Genomic DNA, 22,118 nt, shown 5'->3' with positions numbered 1-22,118 from the left:
CATTGCTTCATTCCAAAGATTAGGAGGATTTACTATGCGTCGAGTAATAAAACATATAAGCCGGTTGTGTGCGGGGCTTATGCTGCTGGGTGCTGCATCATATGCGGGAGGGGGGCGGGTACTGGCTTCGCCTGTCGGGAGTGAACAGGTTATCAGGACAGAGGTTGCGGCTCCGGCTGCTGTGGACGTCAGTTCTTCCATTGCAGTGCTGGGCAGCCCGTTCAAGAAAGCGGCTTATGCGCGTAATGTCTGGGACATGCAGCTTTTTGGCGGCAAAATCTATCTGGGCCACGGCAACAGCAGCAACAATGCGCCTTCGCCCAATGCGGGGCCGGTTCCAATCTATTACTGGGATCTTGCCCAGAATAAATTCTCTGTCCAGGATGTTACGTATACGAACCCGGCGACAGGCAAGGTGACTACCAATGTCTATGTCATGGATGAGCAGATCGATACCTTCAAGGTGCTGAACGGAGAGCTGTATATTCCCGGGCATGACTCCAGAGTACCGGGGTGGGCTTACGGGAATTTTTACCGGCTGAACGGGGATCACTGGGATCAATACATGAACATTCCCGGAGGTATTCATGTGTACGACATGGCATACTACAAAGGCAAGCTGTACGCAGCACTGGGCGCTAACGAAGGGCCTTTGATTTACGTGTCTTCGAACAAGGGAGCAACCTGGACCCGCCTCGGCTCGGTCTCCCAGTACGGTATTATGCGTGCGTACAATCTGTTCGAGCTGGGCGATACACTGTATGCTTCCTCAGCCACGGCTGGGAAGACCCAGGGAATTGCCAATGAGAAAGGGTATATGACCTCCATCAAGCAGAGCACAAGCGGGGGGATTCAGACGTCCAAGCTGACTTTTACCAGTACCCAGTTGTTCCCAGGGCTCAGCTTCGTTACCAAACCCGGTGAAGTGAATGTTCCCGGTGTCAGCGGACAGCCTTGGCTGAAGCTCCTGCGCACGACCCCTGTGAACGACCGGCTGCTCTATATTGCAGGGGTGATCTATAACGATCATCAATCGATCCCGCAGGGACTGTTCTCGGCCGGAGCTAACTTCCAGAATGTGCGCAAGGAACGGTTGCCTGACTCTGCTGTAGTGCCAATGGATATTCTGGAGCGCGGGGAGACGGTATATGTGCTCGGTTACGTGAAGGAAGCTCCAGGACAATATACGAATGCTGTTTACCGCAAAAATACTGCCAGCTTCGCAGCCAGCGGGGAAGGCTGGAGCGAAGTCTTCCGCTTCAGCCGGGATACGTTCGCCCGTTCTTTCGAGGAACAGAATGGCGATTTCTATTTCGGACTGGGGAGTTATGCGGATGTCATTCCGGCTTCCACCGGCACGATTCTGAAGCTGAGCGCCGGGGCTTATTAAAGGCTACTCCCCAATAATCGCAATATTCGTGTTGATCCATTGGGCGGTATCTACCCCCTTGGCCTGTAAAAGCAGCGTGTTGATGATATCCTCGCCCCAGTTCTGCTCGTTCTGTGAGATGACCCGGGTAATCTGGCCGTTATCCAGCGCCTGCTGCAAGGCAGGGGTCAGGCCGAGGGCAAGGTTATAACGCTTTAGCCCCTTGGCCTTCCAGACCAGGACAGAGCTGGTGCCGGAGACAAAATCCAGATTGACCAGCGCGCTGAAATGGGGATGGTCCGAGATCATCTGCTCCAGCTGCCCGGCAGCCCGCTCCTCACTGCCGTCATTGTGGCGGATCTCCAGTACATCAATGTCCGTATGCTTAGTCAGGTAGGTCTCAAGTCCAAGCAGGCGTTCCCGGGTGCTCTGCATCCGGGACATCCCGGACTCCACCAGAATCATTCCTTTACCGCTTAGCAGACGTTCTACCGTCTGTCCCATCACTGCACCGGTTGCCCGGTTATCCGCCCCGATATAGGCTGCTCTCCGGCTGGCAGGCGAATCCGATTCGAAGCAGACCACGGGAATCCCTTGGGCGGCCGCTTTGTTAATCATGGCGGTTAGCGCCTGCGAATCCACCGGAGCAATCGCAATGCCGTCTACCCCCCGCTTAATCATCATCTCCATGATGCGGATCTGCTGCTCCAGATTGGCTTCATCGGGAGCTTGCACCAGCAGTTCCACATTATGCTTCTTGGCAACCGCTTCCGCTTTTTCGGTGATCATCTCGTAAGTGGCATTCACCATAGGGTAGATAATGCCGAATGTCAGCGGAGGTTCTTCGCCTGCACTTAACGGAGAATCTCCCGCTGTCTTCTCGGGAGTATCCGCTGCTCCGGCGGACTGTAGGCAACCGCCAAGCAGGAAGCCTGCCGTCAGCAGCAGAAGAACCACAGACCATCCCCGAAGCCTGTTTACGCTCACGCATTTCCCGCCCCTCTTGGGATCGTGTGCAGCTGCTCCCCGGTATTTCCCTGCCTGCGGAATTCCATGGGCGTCATCCCCGTTACTTTTTTGAACAGGTTGGAGAAATAATGCTGATCGTTATAGCCGACCAGATAGGCGATTTCAAAGGTTTTGTGCCCCGTGGATTTCAACAGCTCCTTGGCCCGGTCCATACGTGTAGCCGTCAGGAATTCCGTGATGGTCTGCCCGGTAGCCTGACTGAAGGTCTTGCTCAGATGGCTGGGACTGACCCTGACCACCTTAGAAATGTCATTCAGGGAGAGCTGCTCCTTGTCGTATTGCTCACGGATATATTCCTTCACCCGGTCAATCAGCTCACGGTGCTTGTCTGCTCCTTCGGAACGCCATTCCCATAGCCGCTCGTATAACTGCTTGAGATACTGAAGGCCATCCTCACTACTGGAGATTTGCTTCAGCTGTGTCTGCAATTCCTGGAGTATGCCGGCGTGGCCCGCAGCTGCGCGGAACCCGTTCTTCGCCGTCTGGACCAGCTCCAGGGTGATATCGTTCATCAGGTAACAGGCATATCCTGAGCTCCAGTTCATCTGTTCAAGCTCCTTGGACAGCTCCAGCAGGAAGCCGGACATCTGCCTGTGGTCGCCCGACTTCAGGAACTGGACCAGCCGGCTTCTGTCGAGTAGAACCCCATGGGCGCTAGGGTCATAATACGCCTCAAGCATGGCGGCGGAATGCATTCTGGACATCTGCTTGAACATCCGGTCATTCTCGGCTTCCAGATAGGAGAGGTGAATGCCCTGCAGACGTTCGCAGACCTTGCCCCGGCTGACGGACAGCTCCAGCCCGCAGCCTTCCCTCAGCCGCTGCTTCGCTGCCGCGCACAGGTCATCCAGAGTCTGGTTCATCTTGGCCGGATCACTGCCTTTATAGATCAGGACCGTCTCCGTGCGGCTGCGCTTGTAGATGAAGCTGTCGGCCGCCTCCTTGAGCAGGCCTGCTAGCATTGCCTCTGCATCCGGTGAAGCGGGGGGAGGCTCTGGAGAATCCTCCATATTCTGCGGCTGCAGAGTAAATACAGCGGCGGCGTAGTATGGAGCTGTTAACTGCAGCTCAAGCTGGGCCGCCGCTTCGTAAGCGGCAGCGGTGCTGATCAGGCCTCCGCACAGATCCGCGAACAGATTCTCGGGGGTGTAAGCATATTTGTGCCTGATCCTTAGTTCCTCATCAATCCGGGCGCTGACGCTACGCAGGAGCTGTAGCAGGTCGGCAGCGCTGAACGGCTTCAGGCAGTAGTCCTCCACCCCCAGACGCAGCGCCTTCTGGGCATACTGGAAGTCATCATGACCGCTTAGAATGATGATTTTGATCTGCGGGAATTTCTGGCGGACGACAGAGGTAAGCTCCAGGCCGTTCATGAACGGCATTTTGATATCGGTAATCAGAATGTCGGGCAGCTGCGCTTCAATGATAGGGAGCGCCAGCTCCCCGTCGGGAGCGTCACCGCAATAGAGGAAGCCCTCTTTCTCCCAATCGATGCATTCCCGGATATTCTCGCGGATCAGGATCTCGTCATCCACCAGCATAATCTTCTTCATCACTAGACCCCCCTGTTCTTGGGTATGCGAACCGTAATCTGTGTGCCATAGCCTTCCGAGCTGTCCAGACGGATACCATATTCGGGCCCAAAATACAGCCGCAGCCGCTGATGCACATTCTGCAGGCCGAAGCCGCCCTGACCGATGTCCTCGGGTTCCTCCGACTGGATGGGATGCTCGACCGATTCCCGCAGCGCCGTAAGCCGCTCGTCGGGAATGCCGATGCCATTATCCGAGACCGTAAGCATAATGGTGCCGCCGTCGGTGTAGCCGCCTATGCGGATTAGCCCCATGCCCCGCTTATTCTTAATTCCGTGATACAGGGCGTTCTCAACCAGCGGCTGCAGAGTCATATTCAGTATCGGATACTCCTGCAGCTCCTCCGCCACCTCCACCTTGAACTCCAGGATATCGTGGTAGCGCATCTGCTGGATAATCAGATAGCTCTGCACATGGGCAAGCTCAGAGCGGATCTGTACCCAGTCGCGCCCGTTGTTGAGGCTAAGCCGGAAGAACGCGGATAACGCCTTCACCAGCCGGATCACGCCATCGTGATTCCCCGCTTCTGCCATCCAGACAATAGAATCCAGCGTGTTATACAGAAAATGAGGGTTAATCTGCGCCTGAAGCGTCCGCAGCTCTGCCTTTTGCAGCTGCTGCTGCTTACGGATGCTCTGGGCCAGCAGCTCTTTGATCTGCTCGACCATAATGTTGAAGCTCTGCCCGAGATCGGCGATCTCATCGGTGCCGTCCGGCTTGACTTTGGCCTCCAGATAGCCACTTGCGGTCAGGCGCATCTTGTGCTGGAGCAGCTGGATGGGCCGGGTCAGCCGCCGGGTGAGCAGATAATGGAGCGTGATCGCAAAAATAATGCTTAGTCCCACGCTGATAATAATCAGCTGTCTGATCCGGTTCGCCTCGGCCACAATCTCCTGCAGCGGGGCTATGCCAATAATCGTCCAGCCTGTTGCCAGTGAGGAGGTATGGACGATGAACCGGGGCGGTCCGCCCGTCTGAAGCACGAAGCTGCCGCTCCTGCCCCGTTCCCCCGCAGGGATCAGATTGTCCTGAATAACGGCCAGCTCTCCCGCCCGCACAGGAGGAACATAGAGGGGATTGTTCTGCTCATCCAGCAGGTAGAAGAATCCGGTAGTGCCGATCGTCACCTTGTCGCAGAACTCTTTAATGAAGGAATCATTCAGATCCACTATGATATAGCCGATGACCTCATGCGTAATCCGCTGCTTGACCGCCTTCATAATCGAGATCACGCCCTCATTCCTGTAGGTGAAGCCGTCTACCCGGTCATAGCCGGTGATCAGCGGCGGGGGCACCCGGAGGATCAGCTCCGGATTCTGGGATAATGCCTGAAAATGCGGATTGCGCAGCGGGTTGCTGGCGGACTGGAAGATTCCCCGGCGTTCGCTGATGCCTTTGCCGTACAGATTAATGAGACTGATGTTGAGGACATTCTCATACTTGTAGGTGTCCCGGTAGAGGGTGAAGGTCTGCAGAATGTCCTTGGCCTCCTGATAGGTCTCCGACTGCGAGAACAGAAAGTGGATGACCTGTGGATTATTGCTAAGCTCCAGCAAACGCTCGGTATCCTTGAACAGGTTGTCCATATTCGTTCCCAGCATATCGGCCTGAAGCATGCTTGAAGCCTTGCTGTGACTGGAGATGGATTGGTAGGATTTCTGGTAGGAAATAAGGCCGACGGCAATCAGCGGTATGGTGGACAGCACTATGAACAAAGCCAGCAGTTTGGCTCTAAGACTGGAGGAGATCCAGCGTGTAATCCGCATTATCGGGAATTCCCTTTCACAAGTAGAGTAGATGCCGTTCCTAGCTCTATTTTATAACAAATATTGGAATACCGAAACAGAAAAGAAAGCGCAAACAAAATATCCACTTTTTGAATAAAAAAGTACACCAAAATACCTATTCGGAGGGAATAAACCCAAAATTAGAAAGCAAACGCCAAAGACTGCCCGTATAATGCCCTTTTGTAAGCGTTCTATAATGAGCACAACACCGGAACATGGTGAACGTCAAGGGGGAGGAATAAGGAGATATGAAGAAGCTTGGAAAAGTGGGGGCTGTGCTTGCCCTGACCCTGTCCATGACCCTGCTGGGGGCATGCAGCAGCAATAACGGCGGGAACACGGCGGCGGATGCGGGCAAGACTGACAGTGCAGCAACGAAGGCGCCGGCGGCCAATGCCACCAAGGAGGCCAAGGACATTACGCTCGGCTTCTCGCAGGTCGGGGCGGAGAGCGGCTGGCGCAGCGCGAATACGAAGTCGATTCAGGATTCAGCCAAGGAAGCGGGCTACACGCTGAAATTCTCGGATGCCCAGCAGAAGCAGGAGAATCAGATCAAGGCACTGCGTTCTTTTATCCAGCAAAAGGTTGATGTCATCTCCTTCTCTCCGGTAGTGGAATCCGGCTGGGATACGGTTCTGAAGGAGGCGAAAGCGGCGGGCATTCCGGTTGTTCTGACAGACCGTGCGGTAGATTCCAAGGATACCTCACTGTATGTTACCTTCCTGGGCTCCGATTTCGTGGAAGAAGGACGCAAGGCAGGGAAGTGGCTGAGCGAGCAGTATAAGGATGCTTCCGAGGACGTTAATATTGTAGAGCTGCAGGGAACTACAGGCTCTGCTCCGGCCAATGACCGGATGGCAGGCTTCGCCGAGACTATTAAGGATAACCCGCACCTCAAGGTCATTGCTTCACAGACCGGCGACTTCACCCGCGCCAAGGGCAAAGAAGTCATGCAGGCCTTCCTGAAGGCCAATAAGAAAATTGATGTGCTGTATGCCCATAACGACGATATGGCGCTGGGGGCTATTCAAGCGATTGAAGCAGCAGGCCTCAAGCCGGGCCAGGATATTAAGATTATCTCTGTCGATGCCGTGAAGGACGGAATGCAGGCTGCCAGTGAAGGGAAAATCAACTTCATCGTCGAGTGCAACCCGCTGCTTGGACCTCAGCTGATGCAGGTGGTGAAGGATGTGGTGGATGGCAAGCAGGTAGAAGCGCGGATCGTGACCGAGGAGACCACCTTCACTTCCGAGCAGGCCAAGGAAGCATTGCCTAGCCGCCAGTATTAATCAGCAAGCCAAAAGAAACCTTGCTCCGGCGGTCCTTGAACCGCCGGAGCGGTTGTCTAAGGAGAATAAGGAGTGGATATAGCCTTGAGCACACAGCAGCCCATACTGCAAATGACCCGGATACATAAACGGTTTCCGGGGGTGAAAGCCCTGACAGATGTGAGTCTGCGCCTGTTCCCCGGCGAGGTGCATGCCTTGATGGGCGAGAATGGCGCCGGTAAATCCACCTTGATCAAGGTGTTGACCGGCGTCTATTCGATTGATGAAGGCCTTGTGGAGATGGAGGGCACAGCCATCTCCATGCGCAGCCCGCAGGAGTCACAGGCTGCGGGCATCAGCACCGTGTATCAGGAGGTGAATCTGTGCCCCAACCTGACGGTCGCCGAGAATATCTTCATCGGCCGGGAGCCGCGGCGGTTCGGCTGTATCCAGTGGAAGCAGATGAATCTGCGGGCAGAAGAGCTGCTCCGGGAACGGATGAATCTGCACATTGACGTCACCCTTCCCTTGCAGAGCTATTCTGTTGCAGTTCAGCAATTGGTTGCTATAGCCAGAGCACTGAATATCTCGGCAAAGGTGCTGATTCTGGATGAGCCGACCTCAAGCCTGGATCAGAACGAAGTGGATCAGCTGTTCCGCATTATGAGGAAGCTTCAGCAGGAGGGGCTGTCGATCCTGTTTGTGACGCATTTTCTGGACCAGATGTATGAAATCTCCGACCGGGTCACCATTCTGCGCGGCGGCGAGCTGGTCGGTGAATACATGGCGAACGAGCTGAGCCAACTGGATCTCGTACTCAAGATGATCGGCAAGGAGCTTCATCTGCTGGATGAGCTGCCAACGCTTGCGGCACAGGACAAGAACAGCCTGGGCGATGAGCTGCTGAGGGCGGAAGGGCTGGGCCGCCGGGGCGGAATCGAGCCGTTCGATCTGGCGATCCGCAAGGGAGAGGTCGTCGGACTGGCCGGACTGCTGGGTTCCGGGCGGACGGAGGCGGCCCGCCTGTTGTTCGGTGCCGACAAGCCGGATTCCGGGCAAGTGATCCTGCCGTCATCCGGCGGCGGGGTGCACTCTCCCCGGGAAGCCATAGGACGGCGGATCGCTTTCTGCTCGGAGAATCGCAAGACCGAGGGGATCATCGGCGATCTGACGGTAAGAGAGAACATTATTCTGGCGCTCCAGGCCAAGGATGGAATGTTCAAGACGATCCCGCGTGGGCGGCAGGAGGAGCTGGCTGGAGAATACATCCGCATGCTGAATATCAATCCTCCCAGCCCGGACCATCTGATCAAGAACCTCAGCGGCGGCAATCAGCAGAAGGTGCTTCTGGCCCGCTGGCTGCTGACGGAGCCGGAGCTGTTCATCCTCGATGAGCCGACGCGGGGGATTGACATCGGAGCCAAAGCAGAGATTCAGAAGCTGGTGCTGACGCTCTCCCGGCAGGGAATGTCGTTCCTGTTCATCTCCTCGGAGCTGGAGGAGGTGCTGCGGGTCAGCGACCGGATCGCCATTCTGCGCGACCGCCGCAAGGTGAAGGAAATTTCAGAGAAGGACATGAGCCAGCAGCAGATTATGCAGGCGATTGCGGGAGGCTGAACCAATTATGAGCGTAGTAATGAAGCATCATTTATTCTGGCCGCTGTGCGTACTGGCTGCACTGCTGCTGTTCAACCTGTGTTATTCGCCGGATTTCTTCTCCATCACCGTCCATGACGGGCATTTATACGGCAGCTTGATCGACATACTGAACTTCGGTGCGCCGCTGATCCTGGTAGCTATCGGGATGACGCTGGTAGTGGCTACCAAGGGGATCGACCTGTCGGTCGGTTCCATAGTAGCCATCTCGGGCGCTATCGCCTGCCTGAGCATCAGCAGAGGAGCGGACCAGAACAGTATGGGGCTGATCCTGACCTCGGTGCTGCTGGCCGCAGGCCTGTCCCTGATGCTGGGGGCCTGGAACGGACTGCTGGTCTCCATGGCCGGAATTCAGCCGATTATAGCCACACTGATTCTGATGGTAGCGGGAAGGGGGATCGCCCAGCTTATTACCGGCGGACAGATTATTACAGTAACCAGCACCAAGTATGCGTATATCGGGTCCGGTTCACTGGCTGCGCTGCCCTTCTCTATTTTTGTCGTAGCGCTGGTTCTGGGGATCGCCCTGCTACTTACCCGGCGGACGGCCCTCGGCCTGTTCATCGAATCGGTGGGCTGTAATCCGGCAGCCAGCAAGATGTCCGGCATCCGTGCCCACTTAGTCATACTGGCCGTCTATGTGTTCTGCGGCTTATGCGCCGGAATCGCCGGCCTGCTGCTCAGCTCGAATGTCTCCAGCGCTGACGGCAACAATGCCGGTCTCTGGTATGAGCTGGACGCTATTCTGGCCGTGGTCATCGGTGGGACGTCGCTGAACGGCGGCCGCTTCTATCTGACCGGCACCGTGATCGGAGCGCTGATTATCCAGACGCTGACCACCACCATCTATATGATCGGTGTGCCGCCGGAGATTACGCTGGTTGTTAAGGCCTGTGTCGTCCTGGCCGTCTGCCTGATCCAGTCGGACACCTTCCGCGCCGCGGTTGCCGCCCGCTGGAAGTCGCGGCATTACCCCGCTGAGAAGGAGATGAGCCGTCATGCCTCTTAACCGTAAGTATATTCCAATAGTAGTCACCATTCTGCTGTTCATCGTCATGTTCACCGCTGGCTCTTTCCGTTACACAGGCTTCTTCTCCCTTCAGGTGCTGATGAATCTGCTGGTGGACAATGCCTTTCTGCTAATCACGGCGGTGGGCATGTCCTTCGTCATCCTATCAGGCGGCATCGATCTGTCGGTCGGCTCGGTGATTGCCTTATCCACAATGGTCTCGGCAAGCCTCGTGCAGCAGCAGGGCTGGCCGCCCGCCGTTGTTATCCCGCTTGTACTCCTGATGGGTGCCGTATTCGGTACGGTCATGGGCGCGATTATCCATTATTTCGCCATCCAGCCATTCATCGTCACACTGGCCGGAATGTTCCTGGCCCGGGGCTTATGCTATGTCATCAGCATCGATACCATTACCATTGATAACGCCTTCTACACCGCCATGGCCCAGACGCGGATTCCCCTGCCGGGCGGCAGCTTCCTCTCCATCAGCGCTGTTATCGCTATACTTGTCGTAGCAGCCGCTATCTTCACGGCTCACTATACCCGGTTCGGGCGCAATGTGTATGCCCTTGGGGGCAGTGAGCAATCGGCGCTGCTGATGGGGCTGCCCGTGGCGAGAACCAAGGTGCTGGTCTATACGCTTAGCGGACTATGCTCAGCGCTGGCAGGCGTGGTGTTCACCTTTTATATGCTGTCGGGGTACGGGCTGCATGCCGTCGGCTTCGAGCTGGATACGATTGCGGCGGTCGTCATTGGTGGCACGCTGCTGACCGGAGGGGTCGGATATGTGCTGGGTACCTTTTTCGGGGTACTGATTCAGGGTGTGATTCAGACGATTATCAGCTTCGAGGGCACGCTTAGCTCCTGGTGGACGAAGATCGTCATCGGCCTGCTGCTGTTCATCTTCATCCTGCTGCAGCGGGTGCTAAGCTCCAGGCGGCTGACCTTAAAAGAATAAGCACTACGCATGGAGAGACAATTTATACTTGTCTCTCCATTTTTTTGAAATATAATAATGTATAGGTTTCACGCTATACATTATCGTTCTATTTCTCACCGAAACGGTACCGTCCTTTAAAAGGATGACAAAGCCGTTTCCACTTGCTATATAATTGTAATCGCTATCATTCAGAAGGGGGAATCTGCTTGCGAACAGTAAAAGAGTGCCTGGTGCTGCTGTGCATCGTCCTGACACTAATGCTGCTGGGCGGTTGCACGGGTGGCGGGAATAACGGCGGGCCACAGGCGCTGCCTATGCAGGGGCCATCTCCTGCGGCACTTACAGGCCTGCTGCCCTCCGCAGCAGAGATTGCCGCAAACAAGCCAGTAGTGCTCGGCTTCTCCCAGCTCGGATCGGAGAGCACCTGGCGGGAAGCGAACACCGCATCGATCCGCGAAGCTGCCGGGGAGGCGGGGATTACGCTGCTGCTGAAGAACGCTGAGCAGGATCAGCAGAAGCAGTTCGAGGCCATCCGTTCTTTTATCCGCAGCGGGGTCGATGTGATTGCCATTGCGCCCGTGGTGCAGACCGGCTGGGAGCCGATTCTGCTGGAGATTAAGCAGGCTGGAATTCCGGTGATTATCCTGGACCGTTCAGTGAATGTACCGGACAGCTCGCTCTATGTCACGTTCATCGGCTCTGACTTCTATGAAGAAGGAGTGAAGGCGGCTAAGTATGTGAGAGACAAGATGCGTCATCACAACGGGGAGATCCGCATTGCAGAGTTGCAGGGAACCGTAGGTTCAACGCCGTCCATCGACCGCGGGCGCGGGTTCCGCAAGATGCTTGCCGATCAGCCGAACCTGCAGATTACCCTCAGTGCTCCGGCAGATTTCACGCGCAGCGGCGGTCATGAGGTGATGAAGACCTTTCTGCAGCAGCCAAAGGAGCAGTGGCCTCAGGTGCTTTATTCTCATAATGACGATATGGCAATTGGCGCGGTGGAGGCTATTAAGGAGGCCGGACTTGTGCCGGGAGAGGATATTATTATTGTGTCGGTGGACGGCACGCGGCGGGCATTCGAGCAGATGGTGGCGGGCAGCATCAACGCTGTGGTCGAATGTAATCCGCTGCTAGGGCCGCTGCTGATGCAAGCCGTGAAGGAGATTATGGCCGGCCGGACTCTGCCGAAGCGGATGGTGACCCCGGAGGATATATATACCCGGGAGCTGGCCGCAATGGAGATCAACAACCGCAAATATTAAGACATAAAAACCAAAAAATTTCAACTTTTCAAACAAAAATCTACATTGTTCATTGGGCAGAAGTATATTAAGATGAACTCGAATAACAAATATTAGTAGATTCATTCAAGTAATTCAATAGGAGGGGAGGATTGTGAGCTTCCGGCATAAGTAACGCATCCGATTGAAAGGGTTTACAAAAAATGTAATGGAGGAGAATGCCGATGTTCAAAAAGCTCTCGGTGCTTGCGATGACCTTTGTTCTGCTGCTGGGCTGTCTGCCTATGCTGTCTGCTCAGGCGGCAGGAAATGCCACAGCCAAACAGCCGGGAAATTCCAATCCGCTGATGGACCACAAGCTGGGTGCCGATCCCTTCGCATTGACGTATAACGGAAGAGTCTATATCTATATGTCGAGTGATGCCTATGTCTATAACAGCAACGGAACAGTGAAGGATAATGATTTCAGTGCACTGAACAAAATCAATGTCATCTCTTCGGCAGATATGGTGAACTGGACAGACCATGGTGCCATCCCGGTAGCCGGAGCCAATAATGTCAATGGTTCTGCGGGCATTGCCAAATGGGCCTCGCTCTCCTGGGCGCCTTCAGCAGCCGTGAAGAAAATCAACGGACAGGATAAATTCTTCCTGTACTTCGCCAACGGCGCGTCAGGCATCGGGGTACTGACAGCCAACTCTCCGGTTGGCCCGTGGTCCGATCCGCTGGGCAAAGCACTGGTGACAGGCAATACACCGGGAATGTCCGGGGTAACTTGGCTGTTTGACCCGGCGGTTCTGGTCGATGACGACGGCAGCGGCTATCTATATGCGGGCGGGGGCATCCCCAACACTTCGGACCCGGCATCTGTTGCCAGTCCCAAGACAGCCCGTGTGCTGAGACTCGGTGCGGATATGACAAGCATTGTTGGAAGCGCATCCACAATTGATGCTCCCTATATGTTCGAGGATTCGGGCATCCATAAGTACGGCGGCAAATATTATTACTCGTATTGCTTCAACTTCTCCGGCACGCACCCGGCTGCCTATCCGGCAGGTGAAATCGGGTATATGGTCAGCAACAGTCCGATGGGACCTTTTACGTACACCGGACATTTCCTGAAGAATCCTTACACCTTCTTCGGGGTAGGCGGCAACAACCACCATGCGGTATTTAACTTCAATAACGGGTGGTACGTAGTCTATCACGCCCAGACTGTGGCGAAGGCTGTCCTTGGTGACGGCAAAGGCTACCGTTCTCCGCATATCAACAAGCTGGTCCATAATGCGAACGGAACCATCCAGGAGGTTCAGGGAGACATGGCGGGCATCGCCCAGATTGCCAATCTGAATCCGTACACCCGGGTGGAAGCCGAGACGATCGGCTGGAATGCAGGCATTACAACGGAACGTACGCAGGCTGCGGGCGGTCCTGCCAGCAATATGAATGTGACCAATATTAACAATGGAGACTGGGTTGCCGTGGGCAATGCCGATTTCGGCTCCGGCGCTTCCAGCTTCAAGGCGAATGTGGCTTCCGCCACAGGCGGCGGTAAAATCGAAATCCGGCTCGACAGCGCAACCGGCCCGTTGGTCGGCACGCTGAATGTTCCTAATACAGGAGGAGCGCAGTCCTGGCAGGAGGTACAGACTACGGTCAGCAATGCGGTAGGGGTGCACAGACTCTATCTGGTCTTCACCGGATCAGGCTCCGGTAATCTGTTCAACTTCGATTACTGGCAGTTCTCTACGGGCGGCGATGGCGGCACGACACCTCCTCCGGTAAGCAAGGTGGAAGCGGAGGACATGACGCTCAGCGGAACCTATGCGGGGAAGATTACTTCTCCTTTTAGCGGAGTGGCACTGTACGGAAATGATGACGCTGCTGCGTTCAATCAGTATTATGCCTATGGCACGCACAATTTCTCAGTGCGGGGGGCTTCTAACAATTCCTCTGCGGCGCGGGTGGATCTGCTGATCGGCGGAGTGAACGTTGGCTCCTTCAATTTCAGCGGAACAACCCCCTCGGTACAGACGTTGACCAATGTGGCCCATGCCACCGGCAATCAGGAGGTCAAGCTGGTCGTTACCACGGATAATGGAAGCTGGGATGCCTATGTGGATTATATTGAATGGAACCAGTGACGAGGGAAGCATACGGAAGGAGGGATGCTATGGCAAGTAGAAACGGCTTTGCCGTCCTTTTAAAGAACGGTATAGTTTCAGCGGGAAATAGAAGGATAGGTTATCGTGTGCAACATATAAATTCTTCTATTTTTAAAAAAGCAGGGTTGTACCTGCTGGCATTCTCGCTCACGCTCGGTATCCTGTTCAATCCTTCTACGGCTGCTGCTGCGACCTTTACCAATCCGTTTATTTATGCAGACGCCCCGGACAATGACGTCATCAGGGTAGGCAATGTGTATTACATGACCAGCACCACCATGCATATGACCCCCGGTGTTCCTATCATGAAGTCCTATGATCTGGTGAACTGGGAAATCGTGAATTATGTCTACGATACGTATGCGAACGGCGATGCACAGAATCTGAACAACGGACAGAATGAGTATGGCAAGGGCTCCTGGGCAAGCAGCATCCGGTACAATAACGGGATCTATTATGTGTCCTTCGGGTCCAACTCAACCGGCCGGACTTATATCTATCAGACCTCGAATATTGAAAATGGCCCCTGGACCTCATCGGTCCTGGGCAGCTACTATCACGATGCTTCACTGCTGTTCGACAATGGGCGTGTCTTCCTGGTGTACGGAGTTGATAATATCAGCCTGATTGAGCTGACGGCAGATGCCAAGGCCATCAAGTCCGGCGGGATCAGTCAGGTTATCATCCCGAATTCCAGCAATATTGCCGGTTCGAACTTCATTGTGAAGGCCGAGGGCGCGCATATCCAGAAGATCAACGGCTATTATTATGTGTTCCTAATCTGCTGGCCTTCGGGAAGCGGACGCACTCAGTTGACCTACCGCTCCACGAGCTTAACCGGGGGCTATACAGGGCAGGTGTCACTTAACGACTCGGGCATTGCCCAGGGCGGCATTGTGGACACGCCATCCGGTTCCTGGTATGCGATGCTCTTCAGGGATAGCGGGGCGGTTGGACGGATGCCGTATCTGGTGCCGGTAACCTGGACCGGGAACTGGCCGGTCTTCGGAAGCGGGGGCAAGGCACCGCGAACCCTGAACCTGCCTGTTGAAGGGTATCCGGTGAAGAAGGTGTACGCCTCCGATGAGTTCTCCTCATCTTCTGCCGCTGCTGCAACCGTTCGGGATGATGTATACGCTTACTTGGCTGTGCCGGATGCCGTGATTGACCAGACATATTCCGCAGCGGAGGAGGAAACTTTTGCAGGAGCGATCTCGGCAGGAACAGGGCTGGCCAAGGTCTGGCAGTGGAACCACAATCCTGATAATACGAAGTGGTCTCTGTCCCAGCGTCCCGGATTCCTGCGGCTGACCACCGGCAAGGTAAGTACAAGCCTGCTGAATGCCCGGAACACACTGACCCAGCGGACGTTCGGTCCGAAGAGCACAGGCGTGACGGCCCTGGAGACGGGCGGAATGAAGGACGGGGATGTTGCCGGACTGGCTGCTTTTCAGGCTAAATACGGGTTCGTCGGTGTGAAGATGTCCGGCAATTCCAAGTCCATTGTGATGGTCAATGCCAGCTCCGGGTCAATGACTCAAGTGGCCAATGTGCCGCTCAGCCAGAACAGAGTCTATCTGAAGGTACTCTGCGATTTTACTAATCAGACGGATAAGGCGTACTTCTCCTATAGTCTGGACGGCAACAACTGGACATCCATAGGGAATACGCTGCAGATGTCCTATACAATGCCTCACTTTATGGGCTACCGGTTTGCGTTGTTCAATTATGCGACGAAGTCAGCGGGCGGCTATACTGATTTTGATTATCTGCGTCTGGAATAGGCGCGCTTATATCCAATAAGAAGAAGGAGATGTATTTCATTGAAGAACAGAATTAAAAAGGTTGTGGGCGGGCTCGCCCTAGCGAGTGTCCTGCTCACCTCTGTGATGGCAGGCAATGCCAGCGCAGCAATTACCAATGGATCGAAGTTCCTGGGGAATATCATTGCAGGCAGTGCTCCAAGTAACTTCACCACCTACTGGAATCAGGTCACCCCTGAGAACGGTACCAAATGGGGCTCCATCGAAGGCAACCGCAACCAGATGAACTGGGGCAATGCGGACATGATCTATAACTATGCCATTAGCAAAAACATCCCGTTCAAGTTCCATACACTTGTCTGGGGAAACCAGGAGCCTAACTGGGTCGCCGGCTTATCGGCAGCGGAGCAGAAGGCGGAGATCAGCTCATTTATTACTCAGGCAGGCCAGCGTTATTCCGCAAAGACTGCTTTTGTGGATGTCGTTAATGAACCGCTGCACGCCAAGCCTTCGTACCGCAATGCCATCGGCGGTGACGGAAGCACCGGCTGGGATTGGGTCATCTGGTCCTTCCAGCAGGCCAGAGCCGCCTTCCCGAACGCCAAGCTGCACCTCAATGATTATGGCATTATCGGTGACCCCAGCGCAGCCGACAAGTACGTGAACATTATCAATATCCTGAAATCCAGAGGACTGATTGACGGAATCGGCATTCAGTGCCACTACTTCAATATGGATAACGTCAGCGTCTCTACCATGAACACCGTACTGAATAAGCTTGCCGCTACAGGCCTGCCAATCTATGTCTCCGAGCTGGATATTACCGGTGATGACAACACCCAGCTTGCCAGATACCAACAGAAGTTCCCTGTGCTCTGGAACCATCCTTCCGTTAAGGGCGTAACCCTGTGGGGCTACATCCAGAATCAGACCTGGGCATCGGGTACCCATCTGGTGAATTCCAACGGCACAGAGCGCCCTGCCCTGAAGTGGCTGAAGCAATACTTGGGCGGCTCGTCAGCCCTGATGGAAACCACTGACGCCCAGGATATCACTGACAGTGTGATCCTGCCGGACAGTGTGGTTGAGCCAGACCCTCAACTGGATCTCCAACCGGTGCTGGAACCCGTTCCGGCTGAATAAGCTGAAGCAGGCACGCGGTATGTAACATTACTTAAGGGCTGCTCCCGTGGCACAATGCGCCGGGAGCAGCCTTTTTTTGACTAGGATTGTATTGTATGTGAAAAATCGAACACCTTGGGCATGCGAGCGGAAATGAGGTGCATTAGTGCACCTGAATCTAGCGAAAGTCGGCTGCGAGCGGAAATGAGGTGCATTAGTGCACCTGAATCTGGCGAAAGTCGGCTGTGAGCGGAAATAAGGAGCATTAGTGCACCTGAATCTAGCGAAAGTCGGCTGCGAGCGGAAATAAGGTGCATTAGTGCACCTGAATCCGGCGAAAGTCGGCTGTGAGCGGAAATAAGGTGCATTAGTGCACCTGAATCTGGCGAAAGTCGGCTGTGAGCGGAAATAAGGTGCATTAGTGCACCTTATTTAGTTGGATACAGCTCAAATGTGTTGGTGCAGAGGTCTGTTAGGCCAATCGTATGTGAAAAACCAAACACAAACACAAACACAAACACAAACACAAACACAAACACAAACACCACCAGCACCACTCACCCGCACAAGTAAGTTATCCCCGTACCCGCCAAGACATCCGCCAATCTCACCCCCCACCCCCATCCGCTGGAGGAAGGGACAAATGCCCCTCCCTATACACCTTCCTGTACTGTGAAGGCGTGTAGGAAGTAACCTTCTTGAATATCTTCGAGAAGTACAACGGGTCGTGGTAGCCGACCGAGTAAGACAACGACTTCACCGACAACCGCGACTCCGCCAGCAGTTCGCAGGCCCGCCGGATGCGCACGGTGGTCAGGTAGCCGGAGATGGAGGTGCCAGTCTCTTTTTTGAACAGCCGGAACAGGTAACTGCGCTCAATAGTCACATATTCCACCACATCCAGCACCGATAAGGAAGACTTCCAATAGTTACTCTCGATATAGGCCTTCGCTGACCCTACATAGTCCTTCTTGAGACTGGCCTGCTCGCTCGGATAATACTCCATGTAATACGACAGCAGCAGATGAAGCACCGCATCCGAGCGCTCCCGTGCATACGGCTCCAGTTCATTGGCCTTAATCTGATCGAACATGGCCCTGAAATCCTGCGGCGCGGTCGTTACAACGGGCTGGTCGGGTGAGATACGAAGCATAGCAAGTAAGCGTAAGGCCTCCGGCCCGCTAAATTCAATCCAGCAATACGCCCACGGGTCCTGCGGATCAGGATAGTAATACACCTCCGTCTGCGGAAAAATCATAAAGCTCTCGCCCGTCTCCACAGGGTGTACCGCCTGGCCGGTCTTCAAGTAACCTCTGCCGCTTACGATATAATGCAGCGCATATACATCACGGACGCCGGGTCCCCATCTATGCAGATTGGAGGGCTTGTACCCGTTCCCTTTTACCATTGGACCCTCATTGAGTCCGTATTCCATAGAATTCATAGTCAGCACCTGTATCTTTCAGCATGTTACTTATACTATATGACGAATACAACAAATAAACAAAGGAAGCGTATTCAAAAATGACAACGCTTTCTTAAGAATGTGAGCTTACGGCGCCCCGCCGCTTGCAGGTAAACTAAAGGTACGAGGGAGGAGCGCATATGGAATTGGAAACACAGCCAAAAAGTCCCGGAACCGGCGGCGGCCGGCGGTCGTTTTTATGGAAGCGGTTTAAAAAACAGAAAGTACTGCATTTGTTCGTCGGGCTAGGCATGATCTATCTGCTGATCTTCGCGTACACTCCGATGTTCGGCATCCTAATGGCGTTCAAGGATTACAGCATCTCCGGCGGCATCAAAGGAATCTTTACCAGCGATTGGGTCGGGTTGAGGTATTTCGATGAATTCGTCCATGACTATCAATTCGGCAAGCTGGTCCGCAACACGCTGGTCCTTAGTCTGCTGAAGGTCCTCTTCGCCTTCCCGGCGCCGATCCTGCTGGCGATCATGCTGAACGAAGTGAAGCACATGGCCTTCAAGCGGTTTGTGCAGACGATCAGCTATCTGCCGCATTTTATCTCCTGGGTGGTCGTGGTTGGCGTATCCTATGCCTTCCTATCCGCCGATGTCGGTGTGGTCAATAAGGCGCTGATGGCGATGGGCTTCACGGATGAGCCGCTAGCCTTCCTGACCAGTCCAAATTACTTTTGGGGGCTGGCGGTAGGGAGTGCGGTGTGGAAGGAGATGGGCTGGTGGACGATTATTTTTCTGGCGGCGATCTCGGGGATCAGTCCTTCGCTCTATGAGGCTGCTGAGATTGACGGTGCCGGAAGGCTGGCGCGTATCCGTTATATCACCCTGCCGGGAATGAAGGGAACCATCGTTGTTGTGCTGGTACTGACCATCGGGAGCATTCTCGGCGGCGGACTGGTTGGTTCAAACTTCGAGCAGGCCTACCTGCTCGGCAACAGTATCAATAATCCAACCTCAGAGATTGTCCAGACCTACGCATTCAGGGTGGGGTTAAGCGACGGGCGGTTCTCCTATGCAGCGGCGATCGATTTAATTCAATCGGTGATATCTGTAGCGCTGATTTTCTCCAGTAACTATATCGCTAAGCGGGTATCGGGCTCCAGTCTGTTTTAGAGAGAGGAGGGAAGGCTATGCTGAAGAGTCAGCGGCAGAAGGATTTTGTTTTTGACAGCGTGATCTATGTGGTATTGTTCATTATTATGCTCACGATGCTGTACCCGTTCTATTACGTGTTAATAGCTTCATTTAATAAAGGCTCAGACTCACTGCTGGGCGGGGTGTATCTGTGGCCCCGGAACTTTACCCTGGAGAATTACCGGGTGTTCATGGATGATCCCAAGTGGGTGAAGGCTTTCCTGGTCTCCGTACTGCGGACGGTGTCCGGCACCTTGCTCGGACTGCTGCTTACCAGCATCGTCGCTTACGGCTTGTCACATCGTGATCTGTTGTTTAGCAAGGTCTATTTCACAGTGATCGTATTCGCCATGTACTTCTCCGGCGGACTGATCCCTTATTATGTAGTCTTGCGTTCACTAGGCTTGTTAAATTCCTTTGCGGTGTACATCATCCCGTCCATGCTCAGCACGTTCTTCCTGCTCATTGCGATCTCATTCTTCCGTGAAATTCCCGCTGAGCTAAAAGAATCTGCGCATATAGACGGGGCCGGTGAGCTTACGATATTCTTCCGCATCATCCTGCCGGTCTCAACGCCGGTGCTGGCGACTATGGCCTTGTTCATGGGGGTCGGGCAATGGAATTCCTGGCTGGATTCGGCTTATTTCGTCCAGTCCGAGGAGCTGCGTACGCTGGCCTTCCGCATGATGGAGGTCATCAACAAGAGCAACTCTCCGATGGATTCGCTGGCGGTAGCCAACAGTGCCTCGGCGGGTGTGACCAGCTTCTCCTTACAGGTCACTTCAATGGTCGTTTCCATTGTTCCCATTATCTGTGTGTATCCGTTCCTGCAGAAGTATTTCGTTTCTGGAATCATGCTGGGTTCGGTAAAAGGCTAGGCCAGTGCTTCAGTGTTCAAATGTTCCATCGCTCATACAGCTCATTAATTCAATCATGGAGGGATTAGCTTGAACAAAAGCAGAAGCTTCAAGATCGTCGCAGCCGCACTCTCAATGGCCGTAGTGTTATCCGCCTGCGGCGGTAACGGGGGAAATACCGCCCAGCCCGCCCCGTCCGGCAGCCCGGACGCCGCAGCAGGCGGGAATGCACCTGCCAAGCCCGGACAGGTGAAGGAGTTAAGCCTCTTCATTGATGCGTCGTGGTACCCGGTTACGGAATGGAAGGGTCCGGTCGCCGACATGATTACCGAGAAGACGGGGGTGAAGCTGAAGGTTACGGTCGCTACCGATGACAAACAGCTCCCGCTGATGATTGCCTCCGGTGACCTGCCGGACCTGGTGTTCACCTCATCCAATGTAGACCGGTTATCCGACTCGAAGCTGTCGTATTCCTGGAATGAACTGATTGAGAAATATGCGCCGGATTTCAAGATTGACAAGACCCGGATTGCCATCCACACCATGGATGACGGCAATTTCTATACCGTGCGGAATTCCTTTGCAACCCAGGAGGAGATGAAGAATAGTAAATATTCGTTAGGCAGCGACGGCAACCCGGGCATCGCGGTCCGGGAGGATATTCTGAAGGAGCTGGGGAATCCGCCGATCAAGACCCTGGATGATTTCGTCAAGGTGCTGGGCATGGTCAAGGAGAAATATCCCGAGATGGTCCCGCTGATCATGGACAAGGACTGGATCGAGCAGTATTTCCTGGCCCAATTCGGTACGGAGACTCTGCTCGACGGCTGGTATGAACAGGACGGCAAGGTGGAATATGCGATCAGGCAGCCCAAGATGCTGGACTTCTTCAAGTTCATGAATAGCCTGTACCGTAACGGCTATATCCTGGCTGAGAATTTCGCACTGGCCAATGACCAGATTGATGATCAATATGCTACGGGCGGCAAAGCCTTCGCCCATAGCCACACCGTATCCACCGCAGATACCGATAACATCAAGATCAAGAGCAATCAGGGGAACTTCTCCTTCAAGATGCTGCCAAGCGTATTGTCGAAGGATGCCAAGGTAGTCAGCTCAGGACTCGGCTTCTCCGGAACCTTCATCACCAAGAAGAATAAGGACCCGGAGGCCTCCATCAAATTCATGCAGTATCTGGCCAGCGACGAGGGCAAGAAGCTGACGATGTTCGGGGTAGAGGGCGTGCACTGGACCTGGAATGAAGAAGGTCACCCCGATTTCAAATACAATCCGTCCGATGCCGATTTCGTGAACAGCAACGGAATTAAGTGGTGGTATCTGTATAACGATGGAGTTACGGAGGGCATGCTGTCCTATGTTCCTGAGCTGCAGAAAACTCAGGCGTTGATGGATCTGAAGTCGATCCGCATCTACAAGCCGGAGATCGGCCTGATCCAGACTCAGCCGGATTCACAGGAGAAGACCATTAAGACCAAGATCGATGAGATGGTCAAGAATGAGAAGGTCAAAATCTATCTGGCTGAATCGGAGGAAGCCGCAGTAGCAGCCTATGAGAATATGCTGAAGAACGCAGAGAACATCGGCCTGCAGAAGCTCACCGACTGGGCGAATACAACCTATCAGAAGAAAAAAGAATTGTTCAAGTAAGCGGATTCCTGCCGGTAGAGACCTGTCTCTACCGGGTTT

16 protein-coding genes are annotated in these 22,118 nt (G+C 54.3%); 12 read left to right on the top strand and 4 right to left on the bottom strand.

What is annotated here, in order from left to right; translation table 11 throughout:
* Nucleotides 1-34: 34 nt before the first annotated feature.
* Nucleotides 35-1,390 (top strand): hypothetical protein, encoded by a 1,356-nt coding sequence (locus tag C162_RS14570; protein ID WP_036695205.1) that lies wholly within the window; start codon nt 35-37, stop codon nt 1,388-1,390.
* 3 nt (nt 1,391-1,393) lie between these two features.
* On the opposite strand, the gene C162_RS14565 is transcribed toward C162_RS14570, so the two are convergent.
* From C162_RS14565 to C162_RS14555, 3 genes are read right to left on the bottom strand one after another with little or no spacing between them, the layout of a single operon-like run.
* Nucleotides 1,394-2,356 (bottom strand): sugar ABC transporter substrate-binding protein, encoded by a 963-nt coding sequence (locus C162_RS14565; protein ID WP_063829021.1) that lies wholly within the window; start codon nt 2,354-2,356, stop codon nt 1,394-1,396.
* The gene (locus tag C162_RS14560) at nt 2,353-3,951 is read right to left on the bottom strand and encodes a response regulator (RefSeq protein WP_051493503.1); all 1,599 of its coding nucleotides are present in this window, start codon (nt 3,949-3,951) and stop codon (nt 2,353-2,355) included. Before C162_RS14560 ends, C162_RS14565 begins: the two co-directional genes overlap by 4 nt.
* A 2-nt stretch (nt 3,952-3,953) precedes the next feature.
* On the bottom strand, nt 3,954-5,756 hold the full coding sequence (locus tag C162_RS14555; protein ID WP_036695203.1) for a cache domain-containing sensor histidine kinase: 1,803 nt from the start codon (nt 5,754-5,756) through the stop codon (nt 3,954-3,956).
* 269 nt (nt 5,757-6,025) lie between these two features.
* Here C162_RS14555 and C162_RS14550 point away from each other — a divergent pair, with 269 nt between their 5' ends.
* The 8 genes from C162_RS14550 (at nt 6,026) to C162_RS14515 (ending at nt 16,965) form a co-directional block, all read left to right on the top strand.
* Nucleotides 6,026-7,066, top strand: a complete 1,041-nt coding sequence (locus tag C162_RS14550) for an ABC transporter substrate-binding protein (protein ID WP_036695202.1) — start codon at nt 6,026-6,028, stop codon at nt 7,064-7,066.
* Between the two features lie 72 nt (nt 7,067-7,138).
* Nucleotides 7,139-8,662, top strand: a complete 1,524-nt coding sequence (locus tag C162_RS14545; RefSeq protein WP_327196380.1) for a sugar ABC transporter ATP-binding protein — start codon at nt 7,139-7,141, stop codon at nt 8,660-8,662.
* Between the two features lie 7 nt (nt 8,663-8,669).
* The gene (locus tag C162_RS14540) at nt 8,670-9,710 is read left to right on the top strand and encodes an ABC transporter permease (RefSeq protein ID WP_235218436.1); all 1,041 of its coding nucleotides are present in this window, start codon (nt 8,670-8,672) and stop codon (nt 9,708-9,710) included.
* Nucleotides 9,700-10,668, top strand: a complete 969-nt coding sequence (gene yjfF, locus C162_RS14535) for a galactofuranose ABC transporter, permease protein YjfF (protein ID WP_036695201.1) — start codon at nt 9,700-9,702, stop codon at nt 10,666-10,668. The genes C162_RS14540 and yjfF overlap by 11 nt, the downstream gene beginning before the upstream one ends.
* A 188-nt stretch (nt 10,669-10,856) precedes the next feature.
* A complete protein-coding gene (locus C162_RS14530; RefSeq protein WP_235218435.1) occupies nt 10,857-11,915 on the top strand; it encodes an ABC transporter substrate-binding protein in 1,059 nt (352 codons plus the stop codon).
* 203 nt (nt 11,916-12,118) lie between these two features.
* Nucleotides 12,119-14,038 carry a carbohydrate-binding protein gene (locus C162_RS14525; RefSeq protein ID WP_036695200.1) on the top strand — a complete coding sequence of 640 codons (1,920 nt, stop codon included), beginning with the start codon at nt 12,119-12,121 and terminating at the stop codon, nt 14,036-14,038.
* A gap of 107 nt (nt 14,039-14,145) precedes the next feature.
* Entirely contained in the window at nt 14,146-15,843 is a 1,698-nt protein-coding gene (locus tag C162_RS14520; RefSeq protein WP_235218434.1) for a glycoside hydrolase family 43 protein, read from the top strand.
* Between the two features lie 39 nt (nt 15,844-15,882).
* On the top strand, nt 15,883-16,965 hold the full coding sequence (locus C162_RS14515; protein ID WP_235218433.1) for an endo-1,4-beta-xylanase: 1,083 nt from the start codon (nt 15,883-15,885) through the stop codon (nt 16,963-16,965).
* A gap of 586 nt (nt 16,966-17,551) precedes the next feature.
* On the opposite strand, the gene C162_RS14510 is transcribed toward C162_RS14515, so the two are convergent.
* Nucleotides 17,552-18,388 (bottom strand): helix-turn-helix domain-containing protein, encoded by an 837-nt coding sequence (locus C162_RS14510; protein ID WP_051493501.1) that lies wholly within the window; start codon nt 18,386-18,388, stop codon nt 17,552-17,554.
* Nucleotides 18,389-18,549: 161 nt separating this feature from the next.
* On the opposite strand from C162_RS14510, the gene C162_RS14505 reads away from it, so the two are divergent.
* The 3 genes from C162_RS14505 to C162_RS14495 all read left to right on the top strand — a co-directional run bounded on the left by C162_RS14505 (nt 18,550) and on the right by C162_RS14495 (nt 22,079).
* Nucleotides 18,550-19,533, top strand: coding sequence for an ABC transporter permease (locus C162_RS14505; protein WP_036695199.1), 984 nt, complete (start codon nt 18,550-18,552; stop codon nt 19,531-19,533).
* A 17-nt stretch (nt 19,534-19,550) separates the two neighbouring features.
* Nucleotides 19,551-20,432, top strand: coding sequence for a carbohydrate ABC transporter permease (locus C162_RS14500; protein WP_036695198.1), 882 nt, complete (start codon nt 19,551-19,553; stop codon nt 20,430-20,432).
* 69 nt (nt 20,433-20,501) lie between these two features.
* Nucleotides 20,502-22,079, top strand: a complete 1,578-nt coding sequence (locus C162_RS14495; RefSeq protein WP_235218432.1) for an extracellular solute-binding protein — start codon at nt 20,502-20,504, stop codon at nt 22,077-22,079.
* Nucleotides 22,080-22,118: the final 39 nt, after the last annotated feature.

Origin of the sequence: Paenibacillus sp. FSL R7-269 (genome assembly GCF_000517865.1) — a bacterium.
In the GTDB taxonomy this organism is placed as follows: domain Bacteria; phylum Bacillota; class Bacilli; order Paenibacillales; family Paenibacillaceae; genus Paenibacillus_AQ.
The sequence above is the reverse complement of the archived record's forward strand: the minus strand, read 5'-3'. Positions and strand labels throughout refer to the sequence as shown.